Here is a 20,352-nt window from a genome sequence, read left to right on the forward strand (position 1 = left end):
CGCCAGCGCCGCCGCCGGCACCCTTTAAGCCGCTGCCCATTGACGCTCCGCCGCTGAGTTCGGCGGCGTCCGAGCGCTGGTCTGTGTTTGATGTGCTTTTGTTGCGGCTGGCTTCCGCGTTGGTGCTCTGGTCTTTTTGAGTATTCTGCCCCGTCTGGGCATTGCTACCGGTTCCCTCTTTAGTTGCACGACTCTGGCTCAACGTCCCGCTCGAATTAATCTGGTTGCCGCTGTCATGGCCCACCGAGGTGCCAGCCGTTTTCCTCCTATCCCCACTGAAGTTGTCTGAAGCGCTCAAGTTATGCCCCATCGATGTCTTGTGGGAGTCGTCGGTGGACACACTCGCGTTAAGCGACCCGCCGTCCCCTTGCGCCGTGGAGCCTCCACGGTCATTTGAGGTTAGCGCGGAGCCGACGCCCTCGAACGAGTTGGTGGCTTTTGCCCCAACACTCGCCGTCGATGCCGTGTCGTATTTGCCTCCGCTGACGTTGCCCGTCGAAACACTTCCGGTCTGAAAGGAGCCGTTAGCCGCGCCCGAACCCGCGCCCGCTGCAAAGCTGTTACCGATGCCGTGGGAGATAAAGTCGGTGAAGGCGAGGCCTCCTTTGACAACGCCCCAGGCGAGCAGAGGGACCATGGTGCCGAGGAATTGGGCGGCGATGACCAGGTTATTGGTCATCTCACTCACGGCATACTGATTCTGCATGGAAGGTCCACCGTTCCAGACGGTTGCGAAGTTCTGCCCCGCGAACAGAAGAATGAGGTAGTTGATGATGGCAAACATCGGCATCCACAGCGCCATCCAGACAAGCAGCTGAGCGAAGTTCGCGAAAATCTCCCTGCCCAGACCGGGAATCATCAGCGCCACAATCACGATGGGAACCAGGCCGAAGATAAAGGCTTGGAGAACCGTGTAAATGTAACCCATCGAATTCTGGAATATCTGAGCGCCCACCACCCAGGTGCTCTTCTGGTTCTGCTCGGCCTGGGTGACCAATGCTGCTGTCATCAATTCGTTGTTGCCGGCCTGAACAGCGGCCTGCCTGAACGCTCCTGTCATGCTGCTCAACAGCGCCTTTTGCTGGAAGTAGCCTGCGGGGTCGATACCCGTCGCGTCAGAGTTCATGCCACCGCCGGCCCATTGAATCGCGGTTGTCATCAATGTCGCCATCGGCGTGTTCACCCCGGTCGTCGCCCAGGAGTTAGCGCTCGAGTTAAGGAGCATTGACGCGTGCCGTTTCAGGTCGCTGTCCAGGCAGGTGTAGGCGGTCGCACACGAGACCGTAGCGCCCATGCCGCCTTCCTGCGCGATGCCACCACCGCCCGCCGACGCGCACGCAGCATTCAAGACCGCCGTTCCAGAGCTAACGCCACCGAGAGCGGCCCCATTGTCGTACGGAAAATATTTGGTGAGAACCGCATTGAGCTTAGCGGCAGACAATGTGCTCCACAAATTCGTCGAAGTCGTCAGCGCGTCCAATGACAGCGACCCTTGCGCCATCGCGGGGACCGCACAATCCGAAATGAAGGCGTCGAGGGACATCTTCAGGTTAGAGTTGGTGATGTGGATTTCGTTCGAATCCTTCATCAGCTGACCGAAGATGTTGTAGAAGCCCCCGCCCGTTAGCGAAAACTGAGAGGGCGTGCTAAACCCCTGTTCCATGCGATAGGTGAGCTCGTGACCGACATCTGAAACGATAGCGGCAGGGACGCCCACCAGCGCAGGAACGTTAGGCACAACAGAGTCGTAGGCCGTAACGGGGTCGATGATATGGATATTCGCGCGAATCCCTGTCGTCGTGAGCGTGACGGCCCACACTATCAGGATGTAGGTGAACATTTTGACCAGGTTTTTGCCGGCGTCGAAGCCCGCCTGAACGGCCATGACGAGAAACCCACATACAGCCATGAACAGCATCAACATCTTGAAGGCGCTGCTTGTCACGACGAGCGTAATAGCCGTCAAGATTTGCGCAATGGCGGCGCCGTTGCCCATTACATACATGTCCCACGCATTAGTACTGCCCGTGGGGTTGAGCATGCCCGGCGCTGCCATAACGGCAAGCGGTGCGCTGGCAAGCGCGGCGCCGACCAGGAGCTTCTTAAGATTTCGCATTAGTTCCCCGTAGTCGTAGTCGTCGCCGGCGGGACACCCGCGCCGGAAGCCGCCCGGTCCATAATCGCCTTGACGTAGCGCTGATTGCCGAGCAGCTCGTCGGTCATCACCTGCTTTTGAATCTGCTTGTTGATTTGGGCGATTTGAGCCTGAATCGTCTCTTGGATGGTGATTTTTTCACCGACCTGCCTCATGAGTTCGCGGCCTTCGCCGCGCAGCGCCTCAAGCGCGACGGTAAGGCGCTGGACCGAGCGCGGGTCCGCTCCTTTGCCGTCCGAAGGCGTGATGCGCAGGGACACCGACAACGTGTCATCGACGAGATTGGTAGCGAGCGATTCGGCTACCAATAGCGTCATCGAAGCAATAATGGCGCGTGTGGAGGCGGGATATACCGCCGCAGCGTTAATAGCCTGGTAAATCGGATATGGCGCGGTGTTCATCAGACGTAACAGCTGCACGGCGCGCGCGTCCTGATTGCCACTGTCGTAGATTGGGTTATTTTGCTGGATGGCCGTCACGCCGTAGTCAAGGAGGGAACCGACTTGAGCAACGAATCCCGCGCCCTGCAGGACGCCACTGGCTCCGAGCGTCGTGGTCGTTAGGGATTTGCACTCCAGCCAATCGGCGTTGTCGCACGTAATGATTGGTGTATTTTGCAGGGTCTGCGCACTACCTCCTGTTCCCGTGTACTGGGCGAAGAAGCTCCCGCAGTAATCGTCCACGATTTGCTTGACATAGTCCGGAGCGCCGGCATCAGTCGAGCCGCACATAAACAGCATGAACAAAGTCTTAGCGTCGATGTCCGGTACCGCCACGAAGGTGGGATGGCCGTAGTTAAGGGCGTCGGGCTGGACGCCGGATGTCATCCCGTCGGTGGTTTGCCTTACTGACGGGGCAGAGGCAGCGGATGCCCCCGATGCCCCCGATGTCGAGGCGGCAGCCGTTGTGGCGTCGTTGCTGCCCGAATTTCCCGACACAATGCTCGTCCCAAGTAGATTCATGAGGAGCACCATCTGCTGCCGGTCGCGATAGCCGCCAGACGAAATCGGGTCATTTCCGGACGACGGGGTCATCGGGTTATAGCCCATGATTTTCAGAGCCTCCCACGTTTCGTTGCCGGGGATGCCAATATTGCGTTTCATCTGGGCCGCCTTAACCGGGTCACCGCCGGCCATACCATTGATGGCCTTTTCCACGTTGCCTAGCGCGTCATTCACGGTCGAGCACGCGCTATCGACCCCTTCCATGAAGCTGTTGTAGTCGCTTCCTTCGTTGGAGTAGGTTGTCATCGTGGTCCCGCACACGGAGCGCGTTCCTGTCGCCGTTGGGGCAAGACCCTCCGATTTAACAAAGTTTTGGAGATACGCCCCTGCCTGGCAGGAGTCGATTGCTAGAGCGGCGGCTTTTTGAGAGAGTGACTGCATGACCTGCAACACCGCCTCGCATTGCGGGCAAAGCGTCTTGATGACGAGCTGCATAACAAGCCCAGTCGAGTTCTGCGAAATGTTCTTGATGAGCTGCTCAATCTGCGCACCCGTGATGAAGGAAAAGCCCCCAAAGTGGGCGCTAATCCCGTTGCACCCAATGTCCAAAGTGGGAGGGGTAACGGAGAAGAGAGTCACGCCGCTCGAGCGCGGAACCCGGACGTCAATACCCCCGGCCATGTAGATGTTTCTTGACTGGCTCGAGTACGCCGCTGGCCCGGAGCTGGTCACCATGTTTCCCCCCAGCGACCCGAATGCCGAGTCGAGGTTGACGGCTTCCGACGTTAGCGGGCAGGCGAACGCAAGGAAGAAACAGGCTAGCAGTATCGATTTTTTAAACATTGGGCGCACTCGGGGAGAAGACGGGATGTATAGCGAGTGTGAAAGCTTCATTTCCCGTCACCGAGCATCTTCTTTACGTCGTCGTCAGTCGGCAGTTTGGATTCGGCGGGCGCGGTGACACCCTTTTGATTGCCGGATACTTTGTCGGCATCAGAGAAATCGACCGATGCCCGTCCTTGGCTGCCATTGCTTATTCCCTTGAGTAAGGCAGCGCGGTAAGCGCTGAAAAAGGAGACGATGCGCCCCTCGATGGTCGCTGAGTCGGTGACGCCTGTCGCCACCCGAATCCAGGTCGACGGCTGGATGTAAAGGAATAGTGCTGGCACTGTGGTGACCGAAAGTTTTTCGGCCGGGGGAATAGAATCCTTTCCGGTACGGCAGTTGGCCGTCATGCCGGGAAGGCACGTATCATCGAGCGATGCGTCATACAGGGGCAGCCCTGTATCGTGCGCGACGTTTTGATAGGTCGGCGCCATTGAGTGGCAGAACTCGCAGTCCGAGCGGGAAAAAAGGATAAGAATTGCGTCCTCTTTCTTCAGAGCAGCATACATCTCCTGAGCGTTGGCACTGCGGACATCGGTCATCAGCCGAAGTCCGAACGAGCTGATGGGCTGATTGACAGAAGCGTCCAGGTCCGGATTCTGGACGGTGTTGTAGTACCAGAGGTTGGCAACCTCGCTAGCGCGCCCCATGACCCAGCGCATGTAGTACTGAAAAGCCTCGACCGCCTTCGGGTCGTTATTGCTGAGGCTCATGTTCTGGAGAAGCGCGTCCCGTTCTTTTTCCTGAAACGCCATGTCCTTGCCGGGGTCGACAAAGCCGCAATCGGCGGTCCATGCCTTGGGGTCTTTGCACTTGTCTTCTTTCTTTGCCTCCTTAGGCGGAGGAGGCGTCGGCGCCGGCTGCTTTTGCTCAGCGACGGGTTCTTCTTTTTTGGGAGCCTGTTCGTAAAAAAACCAGCCCTTCTCAGCGTTTTGCTGAAGGGACGTGGCAGGGGCTTCGCGTTCAGCAGTCTGGGCGAATGCGATAAGCGGGAGAGCGCAAAGCAGTGCAGCGAGCAGGCGTGTCATGGGGCCGATTCACAAAGGTTAGCCCAGTGTAGGGACGCGCGTTATACCGGCTAGAACGAAGAACCCCACCAAGCGGTGGGGTTCAAGGAGGTGCGACGGGGAATCTCTGCGGAAAGCTACGCAAGAACGGAGGTTAGACCCTCGACGAATGCGTGCACCTCAGTTTCCAGGCGGTCAGGTCGCCCTTCGTCGTTGATAAAGGTGGCATTTGTCGGCCAGTATTGGAGAGCGAGCTCGGAATCGTGAGCCGCCGTCCCCTTCGTTTCCCGGTCGGCCGCAGCCGATGCCTCGAGCAGTGGGCGACGGATGCGAAAGAGGTACCCCTCCAGCTGGGTGACAAACTTGGCTTCGTTCGGAAAGCGGACGTCGGTGATGACGAAGTTTTGTCCGGGGGAGCGGTCAATTTCTGCCCGCACAATATCGAGCCAGTAAGAATCCTTGTCGAGTGCACGCCGGTACTCGGTTCCCCATCGTTGCAGCACCTGACGCGGGCTTCGAGGGGAAAAAAGAAATTCGTCTCGAGAGATGTCCGCGTCCAGCGTGCGACACACTCCGACAAAGCGGGTATCTCGGCAATTGCGCAACGCTAGTTCTTGAAGCGGCAGTTCTTTCGTGTCCCGATTGTTCAGGAACTCGACGGTGACGCCGAACGTATCGGCAACTTGCCGATATAACTCGTCGGCGAAAGCGATTCGCCGAAACGCTTTGTCGCGAAGAAAACCAGCAGCCGTGTCTTTGCCGGCCCCTTTCATTCCAATCAAGCCTATTACGAGGCGCATATGCCATTTCCCCCAGATTGGATGGCGTAAAAAATGCCGCCAGAGCTGGCGGCACCTGGTCTACTGGCTTTTGTGGGTTACTTGTTTTCGTCAATCCACGTCGAAATCGCGCGGAAGTCTGCGGCGATTTCTGGCGGCAGCTCGACGCCCTTGCGCTGAGCGATGTTTCGCGCGAAGTTCAGTTGCTTCTCGGATGGAGGCGATGGCGTTGCGTTCGCCTGCTCGATGTTGTCGTCGATGAATTGCCGACAAACGCTGAGATTCGTCTCGATATCGTCGGGCAGCGTCTTGTTCAGGCGCTTCGCGATGGTCTTTGCAAAAGCCACCTGCTTCTCAGAAGGGGCCATGTTTTGTGCGCCGGTGTCGGACATAGGTCGTTTTGCTCCAGTTGACGTGGTTGGTTTTCGGGTTTCGACCGCTTCGCTGCGGGTCATAGGCCCATGTGCTTTCAATATAGAAACCTGTTTTTGGACTTCGGCCTCAATGGCCTTCTCCCATGCACGCCCGCCTCCGCGTTCGGCGACAACGCCAAGTTCGGACTCCCAGCGTGCCGTCGTGGCGATGTCGTAAAGCGATGCGGGGAGGTAGGCGATTAGGTCGCGGCCTTTCTTTGTTGAAACGATGTACTTGCCGCGCGTTTCGAGAAGCTTCTTGTATTTGAGCTCCTCGATGATGGAGTCACGGGTGGCGGCCGTTCCCAGCCCTTTGGCTTCCCGCATGTCTTTCTTGAGTTCTGCGCCGTCGACGTACTTTTCGGCCCCCTTCATATCAGCGATGAGGGCACCTTCCGTGTAATAGGCCGGTTTTTTTGTCTTCTTTTCCTTCAGCTCGATGGTCAGAATGCTTGCCATTTCGCCGTCGACGACGGGAGGCAGCTGTTGCTCAATCGGCTCATCCTTCTCGGTGTGCTTGCTGGCCATGTTCAAAAGACAATGAGGGGGTAGATTCGCTCTGCGATTTCAGTCGTGGTAACCAAGCCGAGATAACGGGAGTCAAAGCTTTTAGGCGACCGTGTAGAGCCGAGGTAATAGCTCCCCGGAGGAATAACCACATGGGACCAGTTCGGGAGCGGCACGGGCCGTCCTGCGCTGTCAGCTTCTCGCATGTCTCCCAGGTACGTCGTTTCTGCCCCGTGCTGGGCGAAGAGGGATAGGCCTCTTGCTGTAATAATGTCGCCCGGTACCCCGAGGACCTCTTTACAAATATGTGAACCACTCGGGAGGTATCGACCACGGGCCCAGTTCGGCTCGCGGTATACGAAGCAAATAAGCTGCCCCTTCCCGATGTTGGAGACGTTCCGGTTGGCGAAGTACAAACCGAGAGGCAAGCTCTCGGTGCGGTTGACCGCCAGCCGCCAGGGGACGACGTCGAAGCCGTAGACGGCCGTAATGAGCGTGAGCGCGAGGGTTACCGGCCAGAGCTTGAATTTCATGGCAGAATTGAGCCCCCGCCTGAAGACAGAGCGGCGCGCGGCGCGTTTTTGGGTGCTGAAATGATGGCGAGATTGGTGGGCGCCACGTCGAGCGTGTAGGTCGTCGGGTCCTGGGTCGGGACGTCGGTAGGCAGACCAAGTGCTCGGAGCACGTCGTCGGTGATGTCCGGCACGTCACCTTGTACGATTCCCTGCTTGACGAGAACCAGTGTCCCTTTGCCGGCAGCCTTGGTTATCGCCTCGCGTGTGCGCGTTGACAGATTCAAAAGGAGCGCCGCGTTGTCCGTAGAATCGGGGCCGCTTTTCAGGAATTGTGACGCTACTGCGCGTTGCGCATTCGCGAGCTTTACCACGTCAAACTGGACCATTTGCGGACTTCCGCCGGAAGAATAGTGTGCGTAACCAAAAAAACGCAGTGCGCCAAGAACTAACGTGGCAGCAACCAGCGCAGTGGCGATAAGGTAAGGCGCAAGTGTGCGCAGAATCTGTTTCTGTTCGTCATCCATGGGCGCAGCCCTATTATGTAAAGGATAGTGCGTATAGGCAGGCGGGGCTGTCGGCGCGGCGCGTCGTTTAGCAATTGTAAAGGATGCGGCGGCCACTGGTCAATGTAAAGGCGCTGCGGTGCGGTTGGCGCGGCGCGACAAATTACCCGGCCCCAAGAAACGGAAAGCACCTCTTTCGAGGTGCTTTTGGGTCATGCTGCGAGCTGGAAGCCCCACATCTTTTGATAATCCTCGCGCGCAAGGACGTCGATGGCCTCGGCGATTGATTTGCCTTTGGCCGTCAAGCTGTCGATGCGGTTGATGTCGGCGGGTTTTGTTGTGAAGGTGTAGTAGCTATGCCGGTCGGTAACGAATCGATACAGGCCTGCACCTGCGCTGCTGCTCTTCACGTAGACCTCTGAATAGCCGGGTCCGGACTGCACCGTCGACAGTAGCTTGTGGGTCTGTTCGTCGCCGATAACCCGCTGGTTTTTCAGGGCGAACGCGAGCGATTCCGGTCGCTGATACAGGATGAACTGCCATTCGGCATTCTCGATGGCCGCCTTCGCGGCCCCCGAGCGCTCAAAGTCCTCGAAGGACTGCGTGATGACGCCGGCAATGCCGTTGTATTTTCGCGCCCGGCGAAAAGAGGTTTCGATGAATTTTCCGGTCCTCATGCCCGAAAGTAAATCCCATGCCTCGTCGATTGCCAGCAACTTCGGGATTTTCCGGTCGCTAAGGTACATCTCCTTGGTGACCTGGTGGATGACGAGCGTCATCACAACGGCCTGGAGTTGGGGGTCCTGTTTCAGCTCCTCAAGCTCAATGACGACTAAGGGGTTGTTGAACGAAACGGTCCGAGGGCCAGTGAACCAGCGCGAGTAGCGTCCATGGGCAAAGTCGTTCAACAGGAACGCCATGTCCTTGGCGCGCGGGTCGTCATGGTCCGCCAGCCAGCGGTGCACATCCTTCAGGTCGGTGCTCGAGCCATGTACTTCGAAGGCCGCATTGATAGCGTGGCCAATTGCCTTGTATTCCCATGGCGGTACGTCTTTCTCTTCCGTCATCGGATACATCATCTGCCGCAGCAGGTCCTGCAACATCGGCATGAGTTCGTCGAGGTCGTCCTGGCTGCGGAGGTCCGAGAACGGGTTCATCGACATCGGGTTGTCCCGGGAGAAGATGACGTTCTGACCACCCATCACAGAGCAAAAACGGAAGTACGACTTACCCACGTCGATGATTCGCGCGATACCCCCTTTACTCAGGAAGTCGCACACAATCTCATTCGCCAGGAATGATTTGCCTGAGCCCGATGCCGCGATAATGACAAAGTTGTAGTTAACGCTCGTCTGCAGCAGGTCAAAGCAAGCGAGCTGGCCGCGTCGCGACACCATCAACGGGCCGGCGCCGTACTTCTCGACAGAGCCGTCGTCTTTCAGTGCGCGGGCCGGGCCGGTGCCGCTCCAGTCTCCCTGAATGGGAATCATCGACGCCGCGTTCAGTGAGTGCATCAATTGCGCCCGCTGCATCCCTTTGTTTGGCGGGTCCATGGCCGGGCTGTACTGCATCGGCAACGACGCCAGGAAAACTGGGAAGGAGATGTATCGTTCTTCAGACACGCGAAACCCTGCCGCGCGCCAAAGGCCTTTCACGCTTTCCACCTGTTCCCGGATTTCGCCCCTCGGGGTGTACAGGTTGATTCCTGAGTACGCGCGCACGAGCCGGTGCCCGTTGCGAGTCTGGTCAGAGAGCATGGAAGCCATGTCGCGCCGGTCGTATAGATGGCGCATCATCGACCGGTACCAAGGGCTCTCTGACATCGTCTGTTTGTTCAGCACGCCAAGCTTGGTGGTCAGGGTGTCCTTCGCGTTTTCCGCGTCGAGAACGTGGATGGTGGTATACGCCCAGTACGGGCACGTGATGCGCTCGTCGCGGGCCGTCGGGTCGCCGAGAGTTTGCGCCATCCAGGGCAGGTAGAACTCGCGGGGCGCGGCATCGGTCGTGATGGACGAGAGGTACACTTCCGGCTCTCCGGCTGCACCGGCAAAGCCAATTGTGCCATCGTCCTGTACGGTAATACGGCAGTTCCGGTCAAGGAGGTCCTCGTGCAGCGGCACCGCGCGCTGCGACGTGGCGAGTCGCTCAGCCGGGTCAAGATGCGGATTCAGGAGTTCTCGAAGCAGGAATCGCAGGCTGTCGCCGGTCATTTCGTCGGAACTGATTTGTGCGCCGGTGAGCGCGCCTTGTATGGTGTTCCGAAGGTCCTTCATGCTCTTGATGAACGCGAGTCGCTCCCCCTCGCTAAAGAGGTCTCCCTTAAACGGCACCCGCGCAAAGAGGTAGTACTGCATCATGCGGGGGTGCAGCCGGGTTTTCGGCAACATCGACGGGCCAGTTGCAGTGGTCAGCATGAATTCCCGCCGCCGCATGGCAATCTGTTCCAGCAGAGGGTTCGTATTGCCGCTTAGTCTCGAGTTCACCCACGTGTTGACGAAGCCCTTGATTTGAGGGCTGCTTAGGACGCCAAACTGTAATATCGTGTCGGCGGGACAGGCGTTAATCGCCGCTTCTATCTGCGTTTCCGAGTCTGTGCCCGCCATAACAAGCGGAGCTAGCAGCAGGCCGAAAGCAATGCTGAGTTGGGAACCATCGTCGAGATACGACAGATTGTCTTTCTCGTCGAAATCGCGATAGTTGAGCAAAGAGACGAACCGGTTCCGCTCGGTCAGCGCCCTCGCCTGCGCCATCACGAGCGGCGTTGCGCCCGGCTGCTCGGGGCTCAACCACGTGCGGACGCCTTTGAGGATTTTATTGACTTTCGGGTTCATCGGTTCGTCTCGAGATTAGAAGCGTTGCGCAGGCTGAGTTACGCCATCTACGGTCGCGGGTCCCTGCTTTTCCACCGGCTTGCCGTTCTGAATAGGCATGTTGACGGCCCCGTTCTGGCCGGGCGGAGGTGCGGGCGGCGGCGTCACCTTGGGTTTGTCGGTTATCGGATTGAAGCCGAGATTGCCTCCGGCACGCGCCGGGCCAAAGCTCGCGGAAGCATCGCCGGGCTTGTGCAGAGAGCCGTAGTTCCACTGTCCCGGCGTTGTGAAATACGTGTACTCGCCACTGCGCAAATTTCCATCCGCATCGACATAGGGCGCGACCCAGACACGCATCACCTTAGGCTGGCGGAAGACCGGCATCCCACTTTCTGGAGTGTCGGGAAGGCCCGAATCGGCGGCGTCAAACACGGGCTGCCGCGCTTCCCGCCGGTCCCCGGTAGAGTCGGCTTGCTCAAAAACGCTCTCACGCTTTTTAATGGCCGTGGTCCGTTGGACGGCCCCGGCCGCTGTGTACGCCTGCTGCATGGACGCACACTTGCCTTGCGGATTCGGTTTGAGCTCGCATTCGTACCCCGGAGAGGTAAACATGCAGCCGGACAACATAGCGGTCGTCAGCGCGGCGGGAATTAGCAACTTGTTCATACTCTTACTCCGGCGTGGTTAATTTATTGCCCGTCGGGCTTAACTTCCTTGGTGAAATTCGTGTCGCCTTGGCCCCACTCCAGTGACGTGCCTTCTGTAAAGACGACTGTTCCGACCCGACCTGCGTCGACGGTAATCACCGGGAAAATCGCCTCAGCTTCCTTCAGGTAGAACTGGGCAAGTTGCGAAGACGCAGTTTGTGCACCAGTCAATCCGGAGGCCCGCAGCGCTGCGGTACCGTCAAGAGAATTGGTGCTGCCAAATACGCTATTGGTCGTCGTGCCTTGCGCCGTACCGAGCGCGCCAGCTAGACCCTGGGCAAATCCCGCGAGCAGTGCCTTACCAAGGCGCGCGCCCTGCCGGTCGACGACAGTGCCACGCAGCCCGAGCTTGCCGTCCGAGTCAACGAGGTATCCGCCAATCTGGGACGTCAGAATGAGCTTGTTCGCCTTGTCAACGCATGAAAGACGGGCAAGGCGCACATATACGCGCTCGGCCGACAGGTCTCCATAGCCGCTGCCCAGGATGAAGCAAGACTTCAGGCGATAACTAGCCGAACCTGGGAGCACAGCGTTGTTCTGAATCTGCATCAGAATCGGCTGCGGGTTAGACTGGTTCATGCTTGCCGTGCCCGCGTCGAGGCCGTTTAGTAGCGCGACATCAGAGAAAGCCCCAGCGGGCAAAAATCCCGAATATGGATTTTTGCGATAGGCGACTTTCGCTTTAACGCTATCGATGGCGTTGCCCAGTGCATCGGTTGCGGGTTTGCTCACATCCCGCTTCTCGGCCTTGAACACCACCGGCTTAATGTCATGCGGCAGTGAGTCAACGGGCGGCAATGACGGGTTAATCGTCGTCGTGGGCTGCGTGGGCGGAGGCGGAGGCGGCACGACCGCCGGCAACGTAGGCATCTGCTGTGGTGACGTCGTGCCCGGCATCACCGGGGGCGGCACATAGCCTGCCTGCGCGGCCTGTTTTGCAGCGGCGTCCTTGTCGGCGAGCGCGCTTGTCAGGCGGTCAAGTTTCGCCGCGAGCTTCGCGTTCTCGTCTTTCAGTTCGGTGATGTCGGATTGCGACTGTGCCTGCCATGTTTTCTGGTCGGCGCCCTTCGGCGTCAAGTCCACAACATCGACTTTCTTTTCGCGCTGGGGCGGGGGCGCATTGCTGCCGTTCATGAAAGAAGACACGACAATGCCAAAACCGGCTACGCCGGCGACTACAACCCACCAACGCTTTCCCACGTTTTTGGGTGTGATTGGCCCGGACCCGCTTGCTCCGTCAGATTTTTTCGACAGCCAGAGACCCAGACCAGATTTCTTGTCATCACTCATCGCTCAGTTCCTCGACCACGAATAACTGCGGGGAGCTGTCAGGCGTGACGCTGTCTCCCGTCAACATCACGGCCGTTATCCCCTGCCGGTAAAACTGCGGCGGAGCGACGACGGCGGATTGTCCGCTGTTGGAGACGAGGCTGAAGGCGAGAACGCGTCTCGCCCCGTCAGACCACCCCGTGAGGGGCACAGCGGTGAATTTGTCGAAGCGCGTCGGTGCCGGCAGCGTAATCTGGTCGAACCCGGCCGGCACGTCGCCTTTGACGACGCGCTTCAGAAGCTCAATGTCTTCTCCACGTGCGGAAGGTTCTCCGGGAGTCGCGTCGGTCGGGTCGTTTGTAGCGGCGGTCGATTGGCCGGCCGCTTGGGCGCTGGACGCGACAGGGGTCGCGTCATGCCGCGCGTCAGCCCGATAGGTGATGCCGTTGATAGGACGTGGCTTCAGATAGAGCTTGAACACCTGCCCGTTTTCCGCCTCGGCAAGGAACTGAATGTCTTTGTCATATCCCTTCTGGAACTGGAGCAACACCTGCGTGTTGTTCGACAGATAGATGGACTGCGACACCGGCGTGCCCGCCGGCATAATGACCTGGGAGATTGGCACCGGAAAGATGAACTGGTTCAGGTCCCTGTCCGACACCATCACTTCGCCGGGCAAGGGGGCCTGAATGTGTACATCGTCCGACGCGCCGGCGGCCGTATGCTTGACGACCGTGACGGCCGGGTGAACCCCACTATGCTTGCGTCGTGCTACGCGCTTTGTATTGACGTGTTTGGTGGGGGCGCTCGAGGCAATGCTTTGCGCGGCGTTCGCGTCGGCGCGAGTGTCGGAGCTCGAAGGCTCGGTCTTCATGGACGCACTTGGGGCAGGCTGCCCCGAAGTTACGCCTGAGGAAGATGCTTGAGCGCTTGCGGCAGCCGGTGCGTAGACAGACGCGGCGGGCCCGCTCGCCACGGGCACAGTCGTTTGTGGCTGCGGCGTGTAGGAAAGCTTCGGCTTTTCCTGTGCGTTCGCTGCTGACGCAAAAGCCACCCCCACGAGCGCAGCGAACAGCTTACTTTTGAATCCGAAGTCCGGAGACATGGAGGAACCCCTTGAACGGTGTATACGAAATGGTGTAGGTGGCCTTCATTCGGAGCGACTCTTTTTCCCCAGTCCATCGAACGAGGGTGCCGTCCACGATTACCTCGTTCTTCGAGGTCGCACGTGCACCAGTTGGGTAGAACGACTGTGTGGTGCCGGTTGTGCGATAGTCATTCGCCTCGGCGAGCATCGACACGTTCTGCTCGGCGTAGAGGTCCGGCGTCATCCGGTTCAGAAAGCGCTGATACTGGACAAGCACGTCGTCCGGGGTCCAGTTCAGGACAAGCGCCAGGTCTCCCAGAGCGATTTGAGCGAGGTAGTCGGGGCTGGCATCGGCAAAGTTCCCGTTAGGGCTGACCGTTTGCTTGCCGTCCATCGTCGCGAAGTTGAACGGAACTAGAACTACGGGGCTATTCCGCGCCTGGTAGACAAGTCCGAAGGTAAGACCCGCGCATACAGCGCCAAGAGCGAGGCAGGCAAACTTCCATGCCTTTGCCTCGCCGAACGCGTTTGCCACGACATCCAAATAGGTTGTTTTCGACATACACCAAACCGGTTAGTGCCAATGCGACTCAAGAAGCTCTACTCAATGAAATCCCTCATCCATGGCTGGGGAAATTTCGTCTTTAAAGGCTGGTCCAACATCACACCCATGCTCCACAGCAGGTGCTGCATGGCCCCTTGTTTAGCGCCGCGTTTTAGATAGCGGCTGCCTACCAACACGAGGCCCCCAGACACCATGCCGAAGACCCACAGGTTCATGACGATGCCGAAGCCCATGAGTGAGAGCGCCATCACGAATTCGATGGGCTCCCAGAACATAATCGGCACCGGCTTCTCAATGTCAGAAGGGATAACGTGCGCTTGCGGGTCCATAGGTGAGGATGCCTAAACCTAGAACAGGTAACCGTTCAACATGATGGTTTTGATAACCGTCGGGCCCCAGTGAAGGAACGCCGCGCCAGCAACACCAGTAAGCGCGGGCATCGGGCTGTTCTTTGCGACGCCGATTGCGCCGCCCATCAACAGCATCGTCGTCGCTAGGCCCATACCGAGCGGGCCCGTCACCCAGCCGTTGACGGTGTTGTAGTATTCGTAAAATGCGTCGCCAGTGTCGACACTCGCGAACGCGGCTGCGGACGTGAGGGACAGAGCGGCGGCGGCAGACGTCTTCTTGAAAACGCTCTTCAGGTTCATTACGGCTCCCAGGTTGGTGGAAATGCGGCTTAACAATTTCGTATAGGTAGTTGTGGCCACGGGCCGTTAGTTTTTTTGTTGAGCCGCGTCAACTGCCTCTACGTACCTGTAAAAGCCCCACCAGTACTGGACGACGTCCTTTGCATAGCGATAGCCGCGCGCGTACCGCTCCGGAGTCCATGATGCGTTTCCGATGTGATAGGCGACGGTGGCCTTGAACCAGTCGTGGCCCTGACGCTGCCAGTTGTACTTCAGGATGTAGGCACCAATGGCGACATTGGTGCAGGTCTTATTCATGATGTCGTCGGGGCGGATGCCATAACGACCGAAGAAAGACAGCCAGCGAGTATTGATTTGCGCGAGTCCGAGGTCGTACGTTCCATCCTTGTTGGTGGAATACTTGCCCGTTCGGCCGTTCTCCTTCATCAAAATCGAATGGAGGAGCAACTCCGGCACGTCATAACGTTGCGAGGCCTCTGCGATACACTGCAGGGCCTCGGTGTTGATATGCGCGTAGGGCGGAAGAGACGGTGCGACAGCAGTCATCCCTCAGCCGTCGCCTATTGCTCGGTCAAGCCACCGTCGATGGTGATGCGCTCTGTAACCAGCTCAACTGTCAGGTAGCTGCGGCCATCGCCGGTCGGCTTTGCCACGCCCTGCAGGCGGCCGTTGATGAGGATGCGCTGGCCGACCTTCAGTGTGTCCCGCAGTTCCGGGTACTTGTAGGAGGGCACCCGAACCAGGACAGCGTTCACGAAGTCCACGGGACCTTTGGACTCGTCGCGCTGCACGCCGTACTGGCACAGCAGAACAGCGGACGGCTTTTTCGTCGGGTCCTTGGGAATCGACTCGTCGATTTTCTTGATTTCAGCCAGCAAATAAAAGCCGTTGATGGTACCGTTGCTCACGGTTATCTCCTCTTAATCTAGGTAGGGGGAACATGCGTAAAGTCCTGCAAGCCATACCTATAGGGACGGCCTTTTAAACTATCGAAGACGGGTCAGTTTTCGGTAATGAAAACCTCAGCTTTTGACGCGCTGTCCTTTGAAACGGACGATTCCCGCAGGACATACCCCTCACCTGAGGAAATTGTGAAGCCTGCCTTCGTAAGTGCATCCTCGACGGCGCGTTGGCGTGCATTGGATACGCCTGCCTTTTCTTTCTGGGATTTCACGCCCTTAACAATGAACTGCGCATGCGTGGGGAGTTGTTTGAGCGCCTTGTGAAAGTCGGCGGGCAACCGCGCGCTATTCGGGGCGAATCTGACGACCATGCCGAGTCGCGCGCGGTTGAGCGACAGGTCGGAGTCTGCCCGGACTGGGAGCGGGTCCAGAACCGGGTACACAGGGGTAGCAACGGCCGAGCGCGACAAATCCCAGTTCGTCCCTCCCTCGATTCGGACGTGCTGGTCGATGACTGGCGGATTCACTACGTAGGCGGGTACGTCGATAAAGGGCACGAAGGCCTCCCTATTGTTTGTCGGCCGAAGCCTTGTTCACTGCGTCGATGACCGCTGCACGCAGGGCAGCCATGCTCGTTTTGTTGACCGTGTTGGGGTCGAGCGAAGTGACGACAACGCCGTTCTTGAGAATGAGGTACGTTGGCAACTGCGACGCTCCCGCGTCCAGCGTCATTTGCGCGGCTTTGCCCACGGAGGCCTTGGCAGCATCTGCACCAGCCTCCGTAGTGAGCTTTTGCCAGTCGACGTGGAGTTCCGGTTTAAGGTCGCCCTGTAGCCAGACCATGACCTGAGTCAGGTCGCTGAACGGCTGGCCCATATCCTGAGCGCCGCGAAAAAGGGATTCCTTAACGGCGTCCGCTATGGGGACACCCTGGCTACGGCTTGCGTAGTAGACCTCTTCCCGCGCACCTGTCCCGTCTTGCTCGGGTATGGGTGCGACTACGTAGCGGCCGCCCGTCGCTTCAACCGCATCTTTGATGACGCCGTTCTGGAACTCGGAGGCCCTGCAGACGGGGCAAGAGAAGTTGACAATCTTGACGACGTCAACGGGCGAAGCCGAGGCGATGGCGGTAGCCAGCAGGAAGGCGGCACCGACAGCGAGTTTGCGTATCACTTGGCGGCCCCCGCAGAAGCGGGCGCTGTCTCCGACGCGGCCGACGCGCTGGCCGGAACTGCGGGCTTCACATCTTCGCCTGTCGCGATATCGCGCAACTGGGAAGCTTGCTGCCCTTGACCAACAGCGTGGTTGTAGTCGTTCTGGTAAATGAGGCGCCAGGCCGTGTATCGGCATCCATACTCGAGCTTGTCGAACCAGCCCTGGACGGTTTTCTGGTTTTCTGGCAGCACAAGCGCCGAGAGAGAAACGACGACACTACCGGACCAGCCAATGGGCCGGCAGACTCGGTCTATGCGCTCGGAGGGGTTGGCGCTCACGAAAATCCAGCCAACAAACGCTAGAAAGAGGAGTCCCCAGAATTCCTTATGTATCACTTTTTACTCACCGAAAGAAAGAGTTCGGGGAGTGTAGGAACGAGTTTTAGAGGTATTGCGCGGCGGCCGATGCCTGCGTCTGGGACGAGGAGAGGAGAAGTGCTGTGGGGCACCGACACGGCGCGGGTCCTGCGCGCCGCCGAGCGCGCCGCCAGGCCGCGCTGCGCGGATGCGAACCAGTTACCTTCCGGAATCAGTCCCGCGTTGCATAGAGTTCATATTCGAGCGCGGGCAGGCCTATCGGAAGCGCAGCTGCAAGTTTCGACAGGCCATCACGCGCTTGGGTATAGACCGTCATTTTGTACTCGAACAGTTCGCCCGACTCCTTAACCTTGTAGGTCAGGTCGGAAACCTGGAAGCCCTGTGATTTGAGGAATTCGCGAACGCGTACTTCTGTAAGTCCGTGTTCGACGCGGAATCGCACGAGGTAGTGAACCATGAGGCGCCGGGGAATAAGGTCTTCGATTTTTCGAAAGACAGACAGAATCCCCAACGCGAGTGCGAGGGTGATAGCCGCTTCCGCATAGAAGCCCATACCAATCGCGATGCCGAGGGCAGAAACCAACCAGATGGACGCGGCGGTGGTCAAACCTTTGATTGTTGCCCCGTCCTTCACGATAACGCCGGCTCCGATGAAGCCAACGCCAGCCATTACGCCCTGCACGACCCGGGTGGAGTCAAACCCGCCGAATCGCTGCGTGAGTCCTGGAAACTGGCACACCACCATCAAAAGGCAGGCTGTCAGGCAAACAAGCGAAAGTGTTCGAAAGCCTGCGGCTCGGCCGCTGTAACTGCGCTCGATGCCTACGAGCGCGCCGGCGGTTATAGCGGCGAGAAACGGCAGAATTATTGTGGGATGCATTGTGCGGCTACCAGAGTGGACTTGCGCTTTTTACGGAAGTCAGGAAGGGCGCGCATAAGCTTCCACCCGTACTTGGTTTCGACGAGTCGTTTGTCAAAAATGGTGATGCGGCCTCTGTCGGTTTCACGGCGCATAAGCCGGCCGACCATCTGGGTAAGTTTGACGAAGGCGTCGGGCAATGAGTGTTTGTTGAAGTAGTCATTGCCCAGCTGCTCTGCCCTTTCCTCCTCGACCGGATTCGTCGGAACGGCGAACGGAATGCCTGTAATCATCACGTGGGTGCAGTACGCACCGGGTAGGTCAAGCCCTTCGGCGACGGTTGCAAGTCCCGCCAGGATGCTCCCGCCCCCTGCATCGATGCGTCCCTTGTGCTCGACGAGAAGTTGCTTGATGCCCATCTCGCCCTGACAGAGGACCCGGTCACCAAATTTTTTGCGCAGGGCGGGGACGACAGCATTCATCAACTGTTTTGACGTGAACACGATGAGGGTGCCCTCCCCCGGATTGATTTCCGAGGGCATCGCGGTCTGCAGCTCCTTGATATATTCATCACGCGTTCCGCGCGCCGGAGTATTTTTCATCGTGTCATACACGACGAGCAGATTCTCCTGGTACGGGAAACTATGCGGCATCGCGAAGGTACGGGCCTCCTGAGGAAGTCCGGAGCGCATGCGAAACCGCTCGAACCCTTCCAGGTCCTTCAGCGTAGCGCTAAGGAGCGCGACTCGTACGCGCGGGTTCTTCCACATGAGCTCGGTCAGAATCTTGTCGCCTTCGACGGGCGAGGCGAAGAGCCATGCGTCGGTCTCTGTGTGGTGGACCCACCGGACAATCTCACTCTGTTCGGTGAACAGCCGCAGAGCTTGCCAGGCAGAGCTCAGAATCCCGTTCACCATCGACGCCTCGTACAGCGCCTCGGCGACCATAGGTTTGAATCGCGCGTCGCGGTTCGCGAGGTTGGAGCTTTTGAGCGAGGACGCCGCTTTTGCGACGTTGTCCTTGAGGCTGCCCAGCTCGCTGAGCAGCTCAGCGAGCGGAAGCCGCAGCGACTCTGGCACTTGCCCCTTCGTGAAGCGTTTGGTGCGGCTGTCTGGGTCAACGCTAATTTGACGAATGAGGTCGATGGCGTTGCGTAGCAGCGTCTGCGTGCGGCTGATATCGAAGTCGTAGGTTGTGATGCCCTTGGAATCGAGAAACTTCGCGAACTCACCGTTGACAAAGAACTTTTTGGCGGCCGCTGCGACGGCAGGAAGCTTCTCGAGCGTCTCACAGAGGTTATCGTTCGCCGCGCCCGCCTCCATGGCCTTGCTCGGAAGGTGGTGTGCCTCGTCCACAAGAAGGATGTACCGGTTGAACGGGAAAACGGTTTCCTGGTCGGACATCTGGGCAGACAAGTCTGCGAGGACAAGGTCGTGGTTTGCGATGACGACCTTTGCCTTCGCGAGGCGGCGCCTGTCCTCGAAGTACGGACAGTCCTCGTAGAAGTCGCAGCGCGGTCCGATGCAGGTGTCGCTCGAAGCCTGCACGGTGGCCCAAAAGACAGGGCGCTTGTGGCCGTAGGTGTCGATGTCGCCCTTCCACGCGGCAGTGTGCCACGCGGAGGACATTTCACGAATCTCGTCGATGCCGTCGACTTTGACGTTCGACTCGGGGTCGAAGATGTCGTACTGCATGTTCTCGACCTCGCCAGCGAGCAAGCGCTCGGCGGACAGGATGCAGAAGTACCGCCCGCGCCCTTTCGCGATTACCGCACTCCCCTGCGCGATGACTCCAGCTTCCATGAGTTTGGGCAGGTCACTCGCGAGGATTTGAGTTTGCAATCCGACCGTGGCAGTGGCCACAACGATGGGCATTTCCTCGCCGGCGACAGCCGACTCGAGCCTCTTCACGGCGGACACGCCGCCAACAAGATACGCAATGGTTTTGCCGGTCCCGGTCGGCGCCTCTGCGGCAAGCGGCACGGACGACGCGAGGCAGTCTTCAATGATTTTCGAGAGATTGGCCTGCCCGTCTCGCTCACGAAAGTCCGAAAGGCGTTTGAGCTTACCGTACGCTTCGCCGACGTAGTCGTACGTTTCAGCAGTTACTCGCGACTCTCGCAGCTGGACGACATTGGACATAGAAGCGTGCTTTCGGGTGGGTGCGTTTTACTCGTTGAACTGGCATCTTAGCATATTGTAAAGGCACGTCCCAATGCCGCTACGTTCTTTTGTAAAGGCGACCCGCTGTTGAATCACCCGTC

The 20,352-nt window shown here is 58.6% G+C and carries 21 protein-coding genes; all 21 read right to left on the bottom strand.

Translation table 11 applies throughout. The annotated features are described in order from the left end of the window. A partial coding sequence (locus F6X40_RS10350) for a conjugal transfer protein TraG N-terminal domain-containing protein (protein ID WP_187627736.1) occupies positions 1 to 2,116 on the bottom strand: 2,116 nt, incomplete at its 3' end. Further along, a complete protein-coding gene (locus F6X40_RS10355; protein ID WP_187627737.1) occupies positions 2,116 to 3,942 on the bottom strand; it encodes a conjugal transfer protein TraH in 1,827 nt (608 codons plus the stop codon). The genes F6X40_RS10350 and F6X40_RS10355, both read right to left, overlap by 1 nt. Before the next feature lie 47 nt (positions 3,943 to 3,989). Continuing rightward, positions 3,990 to 5,012: a conjugal transfer protein TraF gene (gene traF, locus F6X40_RS10360; RefSeq protein ID WP_187627738.1), complete on the bottom strand. Its 1,023-nt coding sequence runs from the start codon at positions 5,010 to 5,012 to the stop codon at positions 3,990 to 3,992. 116 nt (positions 5,013 to 5,128) lie between these two features. After that, on the bottom strand, positions 5,129 to 5,764 hold the full coding sequence (locus tag F6X40_RS10365; protein ID WP_187627739.1) for a hypothetical protein: 636 nt from the start codon (positions 5,762 to 5,764) through the stop codon (positions 5,129 to 5,131). A 104-nt stretch (positions 5,765 to 5,868) separates the two neighbouring features. Next, complete coding sequence (locus F6X40_RS10370; protein ID WP_187627740.1) at positions 5,869 to 6,711, bottom strand: DNA topoisomerase; 843 nt, start codon at positions 6,709 to 6,711, stop codon at positions 5,869 to 5,871. Positions 6,712 to 6,713: 2 nt separating this feature from the next. Then, the gene (locus tag F6X40_RS10375) at positions 6,714 to 7,223 is read right to left on the bottom strand and encodes a S26 family signal peptidase (protein ID WP_187627741.1); all 510 of its coding nucleotides are present in this window, start codon (positions 7,221 to 7,223) and stop codon (positions 6,714 to 6,716) included. Further along, entirely contained in the window at positions 7,220 to 7,729 is a 510-nt protein-coding gene (locus F6X40_RS10380) for a hypothetical protein (protein WP_187627742.1), read from the bottom strand. Before F6X40_RS10380 ends, F6X40_RS10375 begins: the two co-directional genes overlap by 4 nt. Before the next feature lie 191 nt (positions 7,730 to 7,920). Beyond that, positions 7,921 to 10,539, bottom strand: coding sequence for a TraC family protein (locus tag F6X40_RS10385; RefSeq protein ID WP_187627743.1), 2,619 nt, complete (start codon positions 10,537 to 10,539; stop codon positions 7,921 to 7,923). Positions 10,540 to 10,554: 15 nt separating this feature from the next. Beyond that, positions 10,555 to 11,184, bottom strand: a complete 630-nt coding sequence (traV, locus tag F6X40_RS10390; protein ID WP_187627744.1) for a type IV conjugative transfer system lipoprotein TraV — start codon at positions 11,182 to 11,184, stop codon at positions 10,555 to 10,557. A gap of 23 nt (positions 11,185 to 11,207) precedes the next feature. Next, positions 11,208 to 12,515 carry a TraB/VirB10 family protein gene (locus F6X40_RS10395; RefSeq protein WP_187627745.1) on the bottom strand — a complete coding sequence of 436 codons (1,308 nt, stop codon included), beginning with the start codon at positions 12,513 to 12,515 and terminating at the stop codon, positions 11,208 to 11,210. After that, positions 12,508 to 13,368, bottom strand: coding sequence for a type-F conjugative transfer system secretin TraK (locus F6X40_RS10400; protein ID WP_187627746.1), 861 nt, complete (start codon positions 13,366 to 13,368; stop codon positions 12,508 to 12,510). The genes F6X40_RS10395 and F6X40_RS10400 overlap by 8 nt, the downstream gene beginning before the upstream one ends. A 202-nt stretch (positions 13,369 to 13,570) precedes the next feature. Next, entirely contained in the window at positions 13,571 to 14,143 is a 573-nt protein-coding gene (locus F6X40_RS10405) for a TraE/TraK family type IV conjugative transfer system protein (protein WP_187627747.1), read from the bottom strand. Positions 14,144 to 14,181: 38 nt separating this feature from the next. Continuing rightward, positions 14,182 to 14,475, bottom strand: a complete 294-nt coding sequence (locus F6X40_RS10410) for a type IV conjugative transfer system protein TraL (protein ID WP_187627748.1) — start codon at positions 14,473 to 14,475, stop codon at positions 14,182 to 14,184. Positions 14,476 to 14,493: 18 nt separating this feature from the next. Continuing rightward, positions 14,494 to 14,856 (bottom strand): TraA family conjugative transfer protein, encoded by a 363-nt coding sequence (gene traA / locus F6X40_RS10415; protein ID WP_187627749.1) that lies wholly within the window; start codon positions 14,854 to 14,856, stop codon positions 14,494 to 14,496. A 6-nt stretch (positions 14,857 to 14,862) separates the two neighbouring features. Continuing rightward, positions 14,863 to 15,342, bottom strand: a complete 480-nt coding sequence (locus tag F6X40_RS10420) for a lytic transglycosylase domain-containing protein (RefSeq protein ID WP_187627750.1) — start codon at positions 15,340 to 15,342, stop codon at positions 14,863 to 14,865. A gap of 14 nt (positions 15,343 to 15,356) precedes the next feature. Continuing rightward, positions 15,357 to 15,704 carry a hypothetical protein gene (locus tag F6X40_RS10425; RefSeq protein WP_187627751.1) on the bottom strand — a complete coding sequence of 116 codons (348 nt, stop codon included), beginning with the start codon at positions 15,702 to 15,704 and terminating at the stop codon, positions 15,357 to 15,359. Between the two features lie 92 nt (positions 15,705 to 15,796). Next, positions 15,797 to 16,255, bottom strand: a complete 459-nt coding sequence (locus F6X40_RS10430) for a hypothetical protein (RefSeq protein ID WP_187627752.1) — start codon at positions 16,253 to 16,255, stop codon at positions 15,797 to 15,799. 10 nt (positions 16,256 to 16,265) lie between these two features. Then, positions 16,266 to 16,871, bottom strand: coding sequence for a hypothetical protein (locus F6X40_RS10435; protein ID WP_187627753.1), 606 nt, complete (start codon positions 16,869 to 16,871; stop codon positions 16,266 to 16,268). After that, on the bottom strand, positions 16,868 to 17,191 hold the full coding sequence (locus F6X40_RS10440; RefSeq protein WP_187627754.1) for a hypothetical protein: 324 nt from the start codon (positions 17,189 to 17,191) through the stop codon (positions 16,868 to 16,870). The genes F6X40_RS10435 and F6X40_RS10440 overlap by 4 nt, the downstream gene beginning before the upstream one ends. A gap of 250 nt (positions 17,192 to 17,441) precedes the next feature. Beyond that, complete coding sequence (locus F6X40_RS10445; RefSeq protein WP_187627755.1) at positions 17,442 to 18,110, bottom strand: MgtC/SapB family protein; 669 nt, start codon at positions 18,108 to 18,110, stop codon at positions 17,442 to 17,444. Further along, a complete protein-coding gene (locus F6X40_RS10450) occupies positions 18,095 to 20,230 on the bottom strand; it encodes a helicase C-terminal domain-containing protein (protein WP_187627756.1) in 2,136 nt (711 codons plus the stop codon). Before F6X40_RS10450 ends, F6X40_RS10445 begins: the two co-directional genes overlap by 16 nt. Positions 20,231 to 20,352 lie beyond the last annotated feature (122 nt).

Origin of the sequence: Paraburkholderia sp. UCT31 (assembly GCF_014397655.1) — a bacterium.
In the GTDB taxonomy this organism is placed as follows: domain Bacteria; phylum Pseudomonadota; class Gammaproteobacteria; order Burkholderiales; family Burkholderiaceae; genus Paraburkholderia; species Paraburkholderia tuberum.